Genomic DNA, 14731 nt, shown 5'->3' with positions numbered 1-14731 from the left:
TCAGACGCGCGCCGCCCCTCGACCCGCGACCCAGCCGCCGCAAAGGAGCAGGGCCACGGCGCCGGCGAGGATCCAGACCGTGCGATCGGCGGGCGGGGCTTCGCCGGACGCAATCGGCTCCAGCACCCGACCGCGGACCTCGGTCGAGCCGGAAGCGGACGGGCTTCGCGGAGAGTCATCGGGGGGCGCGCTCGCGCCCTCGCTCGGTCGGGTTTCGGATGAGGCCGCCACCCGCGCCGGCACCAGCTGCGCCGACGCGGCCTGGAGCGCCTGCGCTGCATTCGCGACGGCATCGGCCGTGCCTGCGATCTGCACCAGCACACCCGCATCGACTGCGCCTGGCACCTGCCCGAGAACCGAAGCCCGGAACTCGGCCAAGGCCACGTTGCCTCCGCCGCGCAAGCCGCCGCCCTCGCCGTGTCGCGCCAAGGAGTCCACGTACTCGCCAGCCAACTTCGCGCGCAACGCCGGACTCGCGTCCCAGTAGCCCTTGCGGATCGCCTCGAGAGTGACCTCGAGCAGCTCCTGGTAGGCGTAGGGACTCTCCTCTTCGAACCACTCGCCAAGGCCCAGGTCCAGGCGATCGTCGACATAGGTCTCCACGATCTGCTCCCAAGTCGCGGCGTCCACCGCCGACTCGCGCATGATCGCCCAGCCCAGGGTGTTCGACACGTGCACGGCGATCTGGTCGCCACCGGCGTGGCCCTCGGCCATCATCCCCTCGATCCACTTGCGGTTGAACAGCCGCACGCGGTAGTCGCGCCGCAGGGCCTCTTGCGCATCGACGATCTGCGCGCGGTCGGGATCGCGGACGTCCGTCAGAAGGAACAGCGGCTCGCGCCCGGTCAGGTACTTCACCGCCCGCGAGAGGCTGCCGCCCTGGTACCAGTCGTACTTGTTCGACAGGGGGCTGCGGGTGCGGTCCGACCAACTGCGCAGGATCGCTTCGGTGCCCTGGATCTGGCGCTCGAAGGCCTCGGGCGCGTGCTCGCCCCAGGCGCCCTCGGTGTAGACGTGGCGCACGTGGGAGAGGTAGGTCTCCATCAGCTCCTGCTCCGAGTCCCACTCACCCGAGCGCTCGACCAGGTAGTAGTAGCCGGCGCTGCCCATCTGGCCCGGCGGGTAGCCGAACAGGCGCGCGCGGGAGAGTACGTCCGCACGCTCAGGAGCCATCCCGAGGCCGCGCAGCTCGTCGCGTGTGCGCGCGGTGTTCTCGAAGACGCGGTTCTGCGGTTCGTCGAGGGCCGCGACGAGGCGCACCGCCTCGTCCAGCAGGTGCATGCGACTGGGCAGGAAGTCGCGGTAGTAGCTGAGCGCAGAGATGAACACGTCGATGCGCGGGCGGCCCAGCTCCTCGCTCGGGATCAGCTCCAGGCTGTTGACCAGGTTGCGGGAGTCCCACACCGGCCGCACCCCGAGCAGGTACAGGATCTGCGCCTCCATCACCCCGTAGTCCTGGAAGCTCGCGAAGGAGTTCAGGGTGAAGCCGACCTTGGCGGGGTAGTGGCCCTGGTCCTCGAGCTGCGCCACAAGGAATTGGTCGATCAGCGCGCAAGCCAACTCCCACGAGGGACGGCTGGGGATCTCCTCGGGGTTGAGCAGGTACATGTTGCGCCCGGTCGGAAGCACGCCCGGGTTGCGGTCGGGGCTGTTGCCGGGCCCGGGCTCGACGAAGCCGCCGGACAGGGCGGTCATCAGACCGTCGATCTCCGAGCCGGCTCCTGCCAGGCCCGCGGCCAGGCGCACCGCCAGCTCGAGGCCCTTGCGCACGCCCTCGGTCAAGCGGACAGCGGCGGCCTCGCCTCCGATGGCGTGCAGAGCGGACTCGCCGTCGAGGCCGCGCATCAGGTGCAACTCGAGCAGGCGCTCGGCGCGCCCGCGCTGGAGCTGGTCCCAGTCCCCCGCCGTGGCGCCGCCGCGGGCCGGCACGCCGATGGCCTGTGCCAGGTCGTCGAGGAAGCGCGAGCCGAGGCAGGTGACCAGGTAGGGCACCAGCACCTCCTGCGCGGGCGGCTCGCCCAGGGTGTGCAGGCTGATCGGCGTGGTCTCGTTCTGCACCTCGTGCAGGTAGTCGGAGACCGCGGCGATGGCATCCACGGTCAGAAGGCCCGCGTCGTCCTGCGCCAACTCCAGGTCGCGGTCCAAGCGTTCGGCCAGCGCGCGTTCGGTGATCGTCGCGCGGAACTCCTCGCGCAGCGCGCCCGGCTCGAGCGCCATCCACTTCTCGATGTCGTCGTGCAGGGAGAGCAGCTCGTCCGCAATCCCCGCGGACACGCTGGGCGGCACCATGTGGTCCACCAGCACCGCGTAGGCGCGGCGGCGCGCCGGGGTCGACTCACCCAGGTTGTTGACCACCCACAGGTTGATGTTCGGCACGCGGCCGAGGATCAGGTCGGTCCAGTCGTCCTCCGCGGGGCCGTTCGACTTGCCCGGGAGCAGGAACTCCGTGCCGTGGGTGCCGAAATGCACCAGGGCGTCGGCGCCGTACTCCTGCTGCAACCAGAAGTAGGTCGCCAAGTAGTTGTGCGAGGGCGGCACCAGCCGATCGTGGGCCAGGGACGGATCGTGGGCCTCGCCGCGCAGGGGCTGGGGCAGCAGGGTCACGCCCGGGCCCAGCTCGACCCGCGGCAGGACCATGAACTCCGCGCCCTCGTCGTTCTTCCAGACCTGGATGCGGCCCGGCGGCGCCCCCCACTTCTCGATCAGCTCGCGGCGACGGTGCAGCGGCACCCGCTCCTCGAACCAGGCCCGATAGGTCTCGGCCGGGATCAACACGGCCTGGCCGCTGCGCGCCAGGCGGTCGAGTTCGTCCGGAGCCCAGGCGCCGATCTGCTGGCCGTGGTCGACCATGCGCTCCAGCAGGTCGTCCTCGTCGGTCGGGAGCGGTCCGGTGGCGTAGCCCTCCGCCTGCATGCGTCGCAGAACGGCCATCAAGCTGCGCGGCGCGTTCAGGAACATGCCCGTCGCGCTGCCGCGCATCAGGTCGGCCTTCCCCAGCTCGCGGTTGTAGTAGACGATCGCGACGTGCTTGTCCGCGTTGGGGCTGCGACCGAGGTGCGCCCAGGCGACGGCCCTGTCGGCCAGGTGGTCGATCCGATCGGGGATAGGCGTCAGGTCCTCCGGACTGTTGCGCCCGCGCAGGGTGCCCGCCCCGACCTGGGGCTCGATAGCGCCCAAGACCTCCTGGGAGGTCATCTGGAAGGCGACCGTGCTGGCGTCGAGCCCCTCGTCGCTGGACTTCCATTCCTCGATCGACTGCAGGCGGAAGAAGATCGAGTGCAGGTGCGGCACACCGAGCTCGGAGCGCAGGCTCGGTTCCGCCAGGCTGTGGCAGATGTGGAGCACCACGTCGGGGGCGAACTCCAGCATCTGCTCCCGGTAGGCCGGCTGACCGTCCTCGATCACCAGGGCCGTCATGCCGCGCGTCTCGAGTGCATCGACCAGGGCGGCCACCACCCGCGGCTGTTGGATCAGGCGGTGGATGTGGTGCACGGCGATCGCCGCGCGGGGGGCGTCGGCGGCGCCGGGCGTGCGCTCAGAGGCCCAGTCGAGGTAGGCGGCCACGCCGGCGAAGCCCTCGTCGACCTCCGGGTGGAACAGAGTCGCTCCGCTCTCGGTCCTGGGCGGCAGGACCTCCCCGGCCTGGCCGAGGTGGGCCACCAAGACGTACAGGATCAGTCGGCGCAGATTCTCCGGACCGGACGCGCGGTACAGGGCGGTTACCCGCGGATCGGTGACCACGGTTCCGTCCGCGGTCAGCTCCGGCAGTACGTTGTCGAGGCCGCCACTGATGGCGAGAACCACCAGGTCGGGGTTCGCGGCGCGGGCGCGGCGGATGGCGCCTGCGCATTGCACGGCGTCCTCGGCGCGCAGATGCTGAATCAGAACGGCGTCCAGATCGGACCAATCCGGCGCCTCGCTCGAGTGGAAGTCCTCGTCGAGGCCCACCGCCTCGGCTCCCAGACCCCGCGCCCCGGCGACGATCGGCTCGATCGCCCCGCCGTGCAGTCCGAGCAAGCCGAGCCGGGGCAGGTCGCCGATGGGCGCCGCGGCGGATGACGGGCCCTCCTGTTGAGCTCGAGTGGTGAGCGGCGCCCCCGCGAGCACGAGTAGTGCGACCAGAAGTCCCACGAAGCTCCGCCCGTACCGCGGCGGACGCCGCCGCACCGCCTCACTGCACTCGCCCCGAACCTTAGGATCTCCGCCCATGCCCGAGTCCATCCCTCCGACGGTCTGCATACCGCTCAGAAGCTCGCGCTGATGCCGAGGACGAAGTTGATGCCCGGGGCGTCGATGCGCGAGTCCTTCACTCGATAGGCCTTGTCGCCGACGTTCTCCACGCCGACGTAAAGGGTCGAGTGCTTGCCGAGTCGCCGTCCGCCGCGCAGGTTGACCACCCCGAAGCCGGGCAGGGAACCGTCGCCGCCGATCAGCCCCGACGAGGGGTCCTGGGGATCGACGAAGAAGGCCGGATCGCTGGTCTTGCGGTTGCTGGGGATGCGGTCGAACTTCCGCACCAGCCAGAGCTCCGCTTCCAGCCACCAGCGGCTCTCGCTCGCCTCGCGCGTCTCGTCCAGGCGCAGGCCGACCAGTCCGTTGGCCGGATAGGCCCGATCCAGGGGCTCGCCGCTGCCCGAGTCCTCGCCGTAGATCCAGGCGAAGTTGCCATAGCAGGAGAACTCGCCCTCGTCGACCACCGCCCGACTCCAGTCCCGCGGCAACCAGCGCCGGGCCTCGACTTCAACACCAGTCGCACGCACGGTGCCGTCGGAGTTGCCCTTGACGTAGACGGCCTCGCCGGGATCCTCGAAGCCGCTGCCGTCCACGTCGACGAAGGTCGAGCCGTCGAAGGTGCCCGGGGCCGACACGATCGCGTTGTCGACTTCCGTGTAGAAGCCCGTCGCAGCCGCCGAGTAATCCTCGTCCTCGGTACGCACGCCCAGCTCGTAGGTCCAGCTCGACTCCGGCTCGAGGTTCGTGGCCGGCACGTTGAAGCCGAAGGTGAACTGCCCGAAGCTGAGCAGGTCGTTCTTGTTGGGGGCGCGGAAAGCGCGCCCCACGTGGGCCACCAGGTTGGTGTGATCGGTCAGCGCATAGACGGCGCCAAACCCGCCGGTGACGGCCTGGTCGCTCTCGTTCAGCTCCAGGTCGTTCAGGGACAGGGCCCCGTTGCCGATGGCGGTCTGCAGCACCGGATCGAGCTGCCCCAACTGGGGCGCGCTGGAGTCGAGGGTGAAGCTGTCCCAACGCAGACCCAGGTCGAGGCGCAGGCGCTCGGTCGCCTGCCACTCGGACAGGACGTAGGCGGCGGGGTTGATCCACTCGACGTCCGGATCGACGGTGCCCGCCTGGGGGTTGCTCTTCTCGATCTGATCCCGATGGACGTGCAGCCCGTAGATCAGGCGCACGTCGCTGCCGACGTAGGACGTGGCCTGAACCTCGAAACCGAGGGTCTCCTCGTCGGAGTCGGAGTCGAAGAACTTCTCGTCGATGAAGTCCTCCTGGTCGTGGAAGTAGCCGGTCACCTCCAGCTCGCTCACGAAGCCGCCCAGATCCTCGGCCCGGTAGCGCGCGCCGTACAGGTCCCGGTCGTTCGACTGGACCCAGTTCGGGCGGTCATAGCGATAACCCCTGGGCCGCGAGAAGGACTGCAGGAACAGCTCGACCGACGACTTGGCGTCGATACGCAGGTCGAGTTGTGCGTCCAGGTCGCGCTCGCGCCAGCCACTCGGGGATTGGACCCCGACGCCCTGTCCGCCCTCGACGTCACCGATCTCGCGGGAGGTGCCGCCGATGTGCGCGAAGACGTCGCCGTCCGAGTAGTAGCTCTCGACCCGGCTCGACCACTCCTGGTCGGCGCTCCCGTAGCGGGTGTAGAGGTTGCCGCCGAGGCTCGGCTCGGGTGCGAAGCGGGGAACCTCGTTGCTGATCACGTTGATCACCCCGCCGATGGCGTCGGAGCCGTAGAGCACCGAACCCGGGCCGCGCACGACCTCGATCCGATCGATATCGAGGGCGTCGATGTTCTGCAGGTACGAGTTGGGACCCGCGAAGAGCCCGGCCGTGTTGCGCCGGATGCCGTCGAAGAGGTAGGTGACACGGTTTCCCATGAATCCGCGCAGGATCGGTGCGCCACCCAGGTGGCCGGTCTTCTGGACCCAGATCCCCGGCTTGCGCCGCAGGGCCTCGGCGGCGGTGCGCGCGCTCTGCTCGCGCAACTCCTCGCGCGGGACGACGGTCACCGCGAGCGGAATGTCGAACGGCCGCTCGGGGTGCCGCGTGGCGGTGACCACGGTTTCGGAGGCGTCGGTTCCGGGAGTGGCTGCCTGCCGCCCATCGCGGCCAACGACCCCTGCGCCTGCTACTTCGGCCGAATCGGTGGCCGGGCGAGCGACCACTCCCGGGTCGGCTCCGGGGTCGGCCGAGCCGGACACTTGGTGCGACGCGAAGGCCAGGGCCTCGCACCCAACCAAGAGCGAGCCGGTGAGGATGCAGACACGAAGGGGCGAAGTCAGACCGCGCAATGGTGTTCCTCGATGGACGGCTCGACGCGGGCCTGGCCCGCGCGCCGGCGCTTGGGGAGGGCGCTTGAGCGCCGGTACGGGGGGAGGTGCCGAGGTCGACCAACCCCGAACGATGGTCCGGTCGAGGTAGCCGATCAGCCCGAAGCCGCCACGGTCCCGTCGTTCCCAACGGAGTCGCTGCGTGGGGCCCGGGAACGGAGTTCACCCCGGCCGGTTCACGCTTGGTCAGAGGATTTTCCAGTCGGCTGGCGGCGGATCCGACGCGCCGGCCGGCACCGCTCGATCGGAACGCCGAGCGAGCCCAGGACACCTGCGCGGAAGCGCCACTCCCGTGACCGGGCCGATACCGAGTCCGGCCGGGGCCGCTGGTAGGATCGCCCGACCGCCGGCGACTCGCCCGGCGCCCCTTCGAACGTCGAGCCGAGGAGCCTCCCATGCTGACCCTGTTGCTGTCGGTTGCCACGGGCCAACTGGTCGAGTCGCCGCGCGCGCCGGCCCAGGCCGAGCGTCCACCGCTCGAGCGGATCAACTTCAGCGCTCCCCGTCGCCTCGTCGCCGCGGGCCAGCCGGTACGCACTCCCCCGCCCGGCTACGCCACGCCGACCCTCTTCGATCTGACCGGCGACGGTCTGCGCGACCTGGTGGTCGGACATTTCAAGGATGGACGGATCAAGGTCTACCCGGCCCTGGCCGAGGGCCGCTTCGCCGAGGGTGAGTGGCTCATGGCCGGCGGGGAGATCGCCCAGGTGCCCGGGGTCTGGTGATGCACCAGCGCGACTCCACAGTTCGTGGACGTCAACGGTGACGGGCTGGTCGACCTGCTCTCGGGCTCCTTCCGACAGCGCGAGGGCGACCACCGCTTCGGCCTGTTCTGGGTCATGGCCGGGGTCGAGGGTGGCGGCTTCCGCGCCCCCGAGGTGCTCGAGGGGTCCGACGGCCAGCCGCTCGTGATCGGCTCCCCCGACGCCACCAGCTCGGAGCGAAGCTGCACCCGGCCCACCGCCGTCGACCTGAACGGCGACGGCTGGCCGGACATTGTCAGCGGCAACTCCGCCGGGACGTTCCACGTCTTCGCCGGCGAGGGTCCTGGCCGCTTCTCGCCGCGCAGCCACGAGCTGCGCCGGACTGGTGGATCCCGCGTGGCGGTCTCGTCCAAGAGCGACCCGTTCTTCATCGATTGGGACGGCGACGGCGACCAGGACCTGGTCAGCGGCTCCTCGCGGGGCGTCTACCTGTTCCTGAACGAGGGCGACGTCCACGCTCCGGTCTTCGGCCAGCCCCGCACCCTGGTCGAGGGGGTCCTGCCCGAGCACTCCCCCGACCCACCGCGCTTCGGCGACGCCCACCTCCGCGCCCCCGAGCAGAACCTGCGCGTGTGGGCGGGCGACCTCGACGGGGACGGCCTGGTGGACCTCCTGGTCGGCGACAAGGCGACGGTGACCTACCCGGCCGAAGGCCTGGACGAGGCCACGGCCGCGACCCGGCTCGCCCAATGGAACGCCCGCAGCCAGGCGCTCCAGCGGCGCACCGTGACGCCGGAGCTGACCCAGGAGGCATTCCAGGCGGCCTGGGACGCCCTGTGGGCGGAGCGCGCGGAGATCGTGGAAGGAAGCGGCGCCGGGTTCGTCTGGATGTACCTGCAGCGCCCCGCGCAGCCCACTCGCCGAGCCCCCGCGTCCCCGGGCCCCGACGCGGGCGGACCCCACTGACCACCGGCGCCGACTGGCCCGGAACGACCCTCGACCCTCTGATTCCGAAGTGAGGCAAGCATGTTGATCGTGATGTTGGCCGCCGCCCTGGCCCAAGGGCCCGACGCGGCCGGGGTCGCCCCGATTCGAGCCGCCCAGCCGAACCGATCGGCGAAGTCCGTCCAGTTCGCCCCGCCGGTGCGCCTGCAGGCCGCCGGGGCGGTGATCCGCACCGAGGCGCCCGGCTACGCCGCGCCGGCCCTCCACGACCTGGACGGCGACGGCCACGCAGACCTGGTCGTCGGGCAGTTCAAGGGCGGGAAGATGATGGTCTATCCGGGCCTCGGCCAGGGGCGGTTCGGCGCCGGCGATTGGCTGCGCGCGGCGGGCGACGTGGTCGAGGTGCCCGGCGTCTGGTGATGCACTTCCTCGACTCCACAGTTCGTGGATGTCAACGGCGACGGACGCATCGACCTGCTCTCGGGCTCCTACTCTCGGATGGAGGAGGACATGGCCGGCCTCTTCTGGGTCCTGCCCGGGCTCGAGGGCGGCGGCTTCGGTGAGCCCGAGACCCTGCTCGGGACCGACGGCGAGCCGCTCATCATCAGCGGCGTGGACGAGTCCATCGGCAAGATCTGCACCCGCCCCACCGCGGTCGACTTCGACGGCGACGGGCACCTGGACATCGTCTCCGGCAACTTCGAGGGCACCTTCCACCTGTTCCGCGGCGCGGGGAACGGAGCCTTCGCCCCGGACTCGGTACAACTGACCCGCGGGGGCGAGCCCTTGGTCGTGGAGCACCACAGCGACCCGGTCTTCTTCGACTGGGACGGGGACGGCGACTTGGACCTGGTCAGCGGATCGGTGCGCGGCATCGACCTCTTCGAGCACACCGGCGCGGGGCCGGCGGACTTCGCCGAGCCCGTCGAGCTGTTCGACGTCCCGGTGAGCCGCGCGGTCATGTCCGGCCAGATCGTCTTCGGCGAGGGGCACATCGACGGTCCCCAGGGCTCCCTGCGGGTGTGGGTCGACGACGTCGACGGCGACGGCCGCTTCGACCTGCTCGTCGGCGACTGCGCGCAGGTCACCACGCCGGGCGAGGGCCTCGACGAGGCCGCCGCCCGCGAGCGGCTCGACGCCTGGGACCTGCGCGAGGCAGAGTTCATGGAGCGCTTCCAGGCGGCCGGGTCCGAGTGGACCGACGAGCTCACGGCCGACTACCAAGCCCTCTGGGACGCCCGCGGAGAGATCCTCCACGAGGACGGCACCGGCTTCGTCTGGTTCCTGCGCCAGCTCCCGCCGAGCGAGTCCTGAGGACCTCGGGGCGCGCGGCGATCGACGCCCGGCCCCGCCGATGCGCAGGCATCGGCGGGGCCGGGGATCGCGGCGGCCGGACCGAGTCCACCGGGACTCGGTCGCGCTCGGCATCACCCCTTCGGGAGCTCAGCCCCTGAAGAACAGCGGGCTCCAGCGCACGATGGCCCACAGGGCGATGACCGCGTCCTTGGGCCCGATCTTCTTGCCCTCGGAGTAGTCGCGGCCGGCGTAGCTGATCGGGACCTCGTAGATCCGGCAGCGCAGGCGCGCGACCTTGGCGGTGATCTCGGGCTCCACCGCGAAGGTGCTCGACTGGATGTCGATCTTGTCCGCCACCTCGCGCCGGAAGACCTTGTAGCAGGTCTCCATGTCGGTCAGGTTGAGGTTGGTGAAGCAGTTCGACATCAACGTCAGGAAGCGGTTCCCGAGGTAGTGGTAGAACAGGTGCACGCGCACGTAGGGGCCACCCAGGAAGCGGCTGCCGTAGACAACGTCGGCGCCGGCCTCCTCGATCGGGCGCAAGAGCACGGGGTAGTCGGCCGGGTCGTACTCGAGGTCCGCGTCCTGGATCAGGACCACGTCGCCCGAGACCTTGCTGAAGCCCGTGGCCAGGGCGCCGCCCTTGCCCTTGTTGACCTCGTGCCGGAAGCAGCGCACGTTGTCGTACTGCTGCTCGAGCTTCGCCATGATCTCGGGCGTCGAGTCCTTCGAGCAGTCGTCGACGAGGATCAGTTCCTTCTCGTAGGGCGCCTGCTGGACGCGCTCCACGATCTCCTCGAGGGTCGTTTCCTCGTTGTAGACCGGGATGACGATGGAGAGCTTCATGTCTTGGGCGGGGGCAGCGGGGCCTTCGGGGGGCGGGCAGTATCGGTGTTCCGGCCGGCGCGGATCGATCCTGGATTCGATTTCGGCGGTGACGGACAGCTGAATCAGCGGTGCGGCTCGGCACCTTCGGCCTCGAGGCCGTCGAACAGGCGGTCGAGGCCCATGAACTGCGCCAGCCCCTCGTGGAGCTGGCGGTAGCCCGGCTCGTCCTCGATACACCAGCCCGGCTTGTGGAACAGAGTGAAGATCTCGGCGTCCGGCCGGCGGCGCTTGGCCTGGACCTCGGTACGCCGGGCCATCCAGTGGTCCCAGTTGCCCAGGAAGTCGTTGATGCCGATCAGGTCCGCCGCGCAGACCCGCCGCACGCCCTGGGTGTCCTGGACTGCGTGGCGGGCGCGGTCGAACAACCGGCCGACCACCCCGTGGGAGCGCGGCTCGGCCCGCTCGATGCGGTAGGGCCCGGAGTCCTCGATCCCGGCCACCACCAGCATGCGTCGCAGGAACAGACCGAACATGGCCGGCATGACCTGGCGCAGGTGGTCGTCGTCGTAGTTCTTGAAGCAGGCCAGGACCGGGTTGCGCGTCTGCAACAGGCGCACGGTCTCGATCGGGAAGGTGCGCGAGGTGCTCGAGTGGTGGTGGTAGCACACGGCGCGCGGCGCGTAGTGCACCTCGTGCCCCTGGACCCACATGCGCCAGCCCAGGTCGACGTCCTCGTAGTAGGCGAAGAATTCCTCGTCGAAGCCGCCCACTTCGCGAAAGACGTCGGCATCCACGGCCATGGCTCCCCCGCAGGCGAAGAGGGTCCGCGTGGGCACGTCGTGCTCCGGCCCGGGCTTGACCAAGTAGCCCTTCTGGATGCCGATGCCGTGGAAGTTCATGCCCCCGCCGGCGGAGTTCATCAACTTGCCGTCCCAGGACAGCATCTTGGCCGTGGCCGCCACGCACTCGCCGCGCACCACCGGACCGACCAGCTCGCGCAACCAGGTCGGCTCCACGCGCATGTCGTTGTTCAGGAAGACGTACAGCGCCGGGTCGTCGGCCGCCTGGGCGCCCTGGTTGCAACCGGCTGAGAAGCCCACGTTGCGCGGGTTGGCCACGAGGTTGACCCAGGGCCAGCGTCGGCGCACGGTCTCGACGCTGTCGTCGGACGAGCCGTTGTCCACCAGCACGACCTCGACCAGCTCGCGCGGGTAGTCCATGGCGCGCAGGCTCTCGAAGCAGCCTTCGAGGTGGTGCAGGCCGTTGTAGTTGAGGATCACAATGGCGACCTTGGGCAGGTCGCCGTCGGAGAGGGGCGGACCGGGGTCGAGGACCGTGGTCAAGGACTTGGCCGGGAAGGAAGCCTTCGAAGCGGCGCCGCCCTTCACCTTGCCTGAATCGCCCGTCTGTGAACCGCGCTTCACAGCCCGGGCCTCGCTCGTGCCGTCCTTGTCGGCACGGCTCTTGTCCGCGCCGGCCTTGTTCCCGCCGCGCTTTCCGGCCCCGTGCTTTCCGCGTCCCTTACCCATCAGACGCGCTCTCCATCGAGCTCCCGCACGGTCACGGTCGCGAGCCGCAGGAAGCAGTCCGGCACCCCGTGGCCCCGTGCTCCATCGATCCGCAGGGTCTGCGGCCCCTCGAGCTCGACCTCGAAGCTGAAGCTGCGCAGGAAGTCCGTGTCGCCCTCGGCCACGAAGGGCTCGATGTCGCCGAACTGCCGCTCGCCGGCCAGCAGGCGTCCACCGAGCTGCGTGTCCTTCTCCGCCGCCAGGGCGTAGATCTGCACCGTCACCTCGTGTCGCCCCGGGCGACGCACGGGTAGGTCGAAGAGCACCGCCGCGCCGCCGGGACGGAGCAGCAGCATGTCGGTGCCCTGCTGGTCCACGGGCCCGATGCGCTTGGCCGCTTCGATGCCCACGTACTCGGCCACCACCGCCGCCTTGGAGCGATCCCGCCCGGCCACCAGGGCCCGGTAACGGAACTCGGTCTCAGCTGCGTTCTCGGCGATGGTCTTGATCCGCATCCAGTCGCCCGAGAGCTGGCCGGCCAGGCCGGGCTCGTCGACGAAGCGCCGCATGATGCGCGCCAGGTCCACGTCGTCGCCGGTCTTGAAGTGCAGCCCGTCGACCCCGTCGCGCACGTACTCGGCCATTCCGCCGATGTCGCTGGCGATCACCGGCGTCTTGGTCAGGAAGGCCTCGTGGATCGTGATCGGCGAGTTCTCGAACCACACCGAGGGCACGATCAGCACGTCGATCTCGGCGTAGACCTCGCTCAACTTCGAGTTGTCGAAGCGCCCGTGGAAGTGGACGTTGTCGCCGGCCAGGGCCTGGAGCTGGGCGTGGTGCTCGTCGTGCTCGGGGTCGAAGCCGCCGTAGACGTTGAGGGTCGCGGCCGCGCCAGAGAGGTGCGACATGGCCCGCACCAGCGTCTCGCCGCCCTTGTACCAGACCAGCGTCCCGACGAAGCCGAAGCGCACGCGCCCCTGGGGATCGGGCTGCTTCTTCAGGGCCTCGACGTGGTCCGTGCGTAGGCCGTTGTCGCTGTAGACGAAGCGATCCTTGTCGAAGGCGCCGGTCTCGAGCAGCTTGGCGCGCAGGAACCGACTCGGCGAGACCAACAGGTCCGCACAGGCGTAGGCGCCGAGCACCACCTCGGGCCGCCGACGCAGGTCCTGGTAGCCCTCCCAACGGCGCAGGGAGCGGTCCCCCAGCTTGCCGCGGGTGGCGCGCTCCGCGAAGGCGTCCAGGGCCCCGCCGAAGACGCGCCCCAGGCGCTTCATGCGCGGAATCTGGTCCAGGTGCCGCTCCTTGACGCAGAGCAGGCAGCCGGCGCCCATGTTCTCTTCGCAGCGCTCGCCGTCGGGCCGGATCAACTGCACCCGTGCGCACACGGCCCAGTAGTCGTGGCAGTGGACGATGGTCGGGAAGCCGAGCTCCTTGGCGATGCCGACGAGTTTGGCCGAGAGGTGGATCAGGTGCTGGAAGTGCACCAGGTCCGGCTGCTCGTCGATCAGCACCTTGCGGAAGGCCGACTCTATCTGCTCGCGCGAGTAGCTGTCGGCCAGGTTGCGGTGCTGCAAGCGGTGGGTCAGGGCCAGCACGCGCAGGCCCTCGAACTCGCGCTCGACCACGGAGAACTCGGGCGCGCCGCCCTGCGCCTCGCTGCGCCCGTCCGGCACCCGCGCGAGCACGGTGACGCGATGCCCGCGCTCGACCAGGGCCTTGGCCAGGGTCAGGGTGTAGATCTCGGTGCCGGCCCAGGTGTCGGGCGGGAAGCCGTGCACCACGAGCAGCACGTTCAAGTGCGCGCTCTTCAAGAGCCGCGACTTCTCGCGCCGGCCGCGCGACTTCTGACCGCCCTCGTAGAGTCCGTCGAAGGTCGCATCGCGCAGGGCCGCGGCCTCGCGCTGCAGCTCGCGCGCGCGAGTGCCCTCGAAGCCCAGCTCGCGGATCGTCTCCGCGTCGGCTGCCGCAGCGCGCTTGGCCACCGCGCGACCGAGCTGCACCGTCGGGATGCAGAGGCGGTCGAGCCACTCGACGTTGAAGCGCCCGTCGATCACAGCCCGCGACCTCGACTCCGCCGGGGTGTAGTCGTGGCTGTGCTCCACCACGGCGTCGGCGTCGTAGACCACCGTGTAGCCGGCCTCGAGCAGGGCCCGCGCCATCAGCATGTCCTCGCCGAAGCTGGTGCGCGGGAAGGGGTGCAGCTCCCACAGCTCGCGGCGAATGGCCGAGGCCACGTCGTTGAACAGGCACAGCTGCCGCCGCGCCTCCGGCGTCATGGCCAGGTACTCCTCCCAGGGCGGCAGGCGCGTCTCGCGGCGCTGGTCGGAATAGCCCGGGTCGGTGGCGCTGACCACCCGCGTGACGTCGTCGCAGTCGGGCCGCGGCACGTTGCGGCAGGTGACCGCGGCCACCTGGGGGTCGGCGAAATTGGCCACCACGCGGGTCAGCCAGTCGTCCCCCACCGGGATCGCGTCCTGGGTCAGGTAGACCAAGAGGTCGCCCCGCGAGCGCGCCGCCAAGAGGTTCCGCGTGTCGCCGTGGTCGAACTCCTCCTGGTGGATGCGCTCGACCTCGAGCGGCACCGGGAAGCGGGCCCGCGCGCGCTGGAGGATCTCGAGCGTGCCGTCGGAGGAGCCCGAATCGATGGCCAGGAAGTCCCAGTCCAGCTCCAGATCCTGCCGCGCCAGGACGCCCAGCACCCGCTCCAGGAACTCCGCCCCCTGCCAGGTGGGCATCAGGACGGACACGGAGCGCAGGGGCCTGGTGGCCGCCGGCAGCACTTCGCCGCCGCTTCGGGGTTGGGACGTCAAGGGTCGGGGGGGTCCTCGGGGGGGCCAGGATACGGGGCCCGCGGGCCGATGTCGCGGCCCCGGGCGGCCCTGGGCGT

9 protein-coding genes are annotated in these 14731 nt (G+C 70.4%); 4 read left to right on the top strand and 5 right to left on the bottom strand.

Annotation, left to right across the window (positions count from 1 at the left end):
* Together Pla133_RS10540 and Pla133_RS10535 are read right to left on the bottom strand one after the other, a co-directional pair.
* Positions 1-4131, bottom strand: a complete 4131-nt coding sequence (locus tag Pla133_RS10540) for a cobaltochelatase subunit CobN (RefSeq protein WP_419192344.1) — start codon at positions 4129-4131, stop codon at positions 1-3.
* A gap of 113 nt (positions 4132-4244) precedes the next feature.
* Positions 4245-6293, bottom strand: coding sequence for a TonB-dependent receptor plug domain-containing protein (locus Pla133_RS10535; protein WP_145064933.1), 2049 nt, complete (start codon positions 6291-6293; stop codon positions 4245-4247).
* Positions 6294-6958: 665 nt separating this feature from the next.
* Here Pla133_RS10535 and Pla133_RS10530 point away from each other — a divergent pair.
* The 4 genes from Pla133_RS10530 to Pla133_RS10515 are packed head-to-tail and all read left to right on the top strand — an operon-like array spanning position 6959 to position 9526.
* Positions 6959-7288: a hypothetical protein gene (locus Pla133_RS10530; RefSeq protein ID WP_145064931.1), complete on the top strand. Its 330-nt coding sequence runs from the start codon at positions 6959-6961 to the stop codon at positions 7286-7288.
* Between the two features lie 24 nt (positions 7289-7312).
* On the top strand, positions 7313-8233 hold the full coding sequence (locus tag Pla133_RS10525; protein WP_145064929.1) for an FG-GAP repeat domain-containing protein: 921 nt from the start codon (positions 7313-7315) through the stop codon (positions 8231-8233).
* Between the two features lie 60 nt (positions 8234-8293).
* Positions 8294-8632, top strand: a complete 339-nt coding sequence (locus tag Pla133_RS10520; protein ID WP_145064927.1) for an FG-GAP repeat domain-containing protein — start codon at positions 8294-8296, stop codon at positions 8630-8632.
* Between the two features lie 24 nt (positions 8633-8656).
* Complete coding sequence (locus Pla133_RS10515; protein ID WP_145064925.1) at positions 8657-9526, top strand: FG-GAP repeat domain-containing protein; 870 nt, start codon at positions 8657-8659, stop codon at positions 9524-9526.
* Between the two features lie 129 nt (positions 9527-9655).
* Here Pla133_RS10515 and Pla133_RS10510 read toward each other — a convergent pair whose 3' ends face one another.
* The 3 genes from Pla133_RS10510 to Pla133_RS10500 all read right to left on the bottom strand — a co-directional run bounded on the left by Pla133_RS10510 (position 9656) and on the right by Pla133_RS10500 (position 14654).
* On the bottom strand, positions 9656-10354 hold the full coding sequence (locus tag Pla133_RS10510; RefSeq protein WP_145064923.1) for a glycosyltransferase family 2 protein: 699 nt from the start codon (positions 10352-10354) through the stop codon (positions 9656-9658).
* A gap of 104 nt (positions 10355-10458) precedes the next feature.
* Entirely contained in the window at positions 10459-11865 is a 1407-nt protein-coding gene (locus Pla133_RS10505) for a glycosyltransferase family 2 protein (protein WP_145064921.1), read from the bottom strand.
* A complete protein-coding gene (locus Pla133_RS10500; RefSeq protein ID WP_145064919.1) occupies positions 11865-14654 on the bottom strand; it encodes a glycosyltransferase in 2790 nt (929 codons plus the stop codon). The genes Pla133_RS10505 and Pla133_RS10500 overlap by 1 nt, the downstream gene beginning before the upstream one ends.
* Positions 14655-14731 lie beyond the last annotated feature (77 nt).

The organism is Engelhardtia mirabilis (genome assembly GCF_007748095.1).
Taxonomy (GTDB): Bacteria; Planctomycetota; UBA1135; order UBA1135.
Note: the sequence above shows the minus strand (reverse complement) of the source record. Positions and strands in the feature narration are given on the sequence as shown.

Excerpts from the sequence above, each read along its gene's own strand:
- Pla133_RS10530 (WP_145064931.1), top strand. The coding sequence starts at position 6,959 with ATGCTGACCCTGTTGCTGTCGGTTGCCACGGGCCAACTGGTCGAGTCG.
- Pla133_RS10520 (WP_145064927.1), top strand. The coding sequence starts at position 8,294 with ATGTTGATCGTGATGTTGGCCGCCGCCCTGGCCCAAGGGCCCGACGCG.
- Pla133_RS10510 (WP_145064923.1), bottom strand. The coding sequence starts at position 10,354 with ATGAAGCTCTCCATCGTCATCCCGGTCTACAACGAGGAAACGACCCTC.
- Pla133_RS10505 (WP_145064921.1), bottom strand. The coding sequence starts at position 11,865 with ATGGGTAAGGGACGCGGAAAGCACGGGGCCGGAAAGCGCGGCGGGAAC.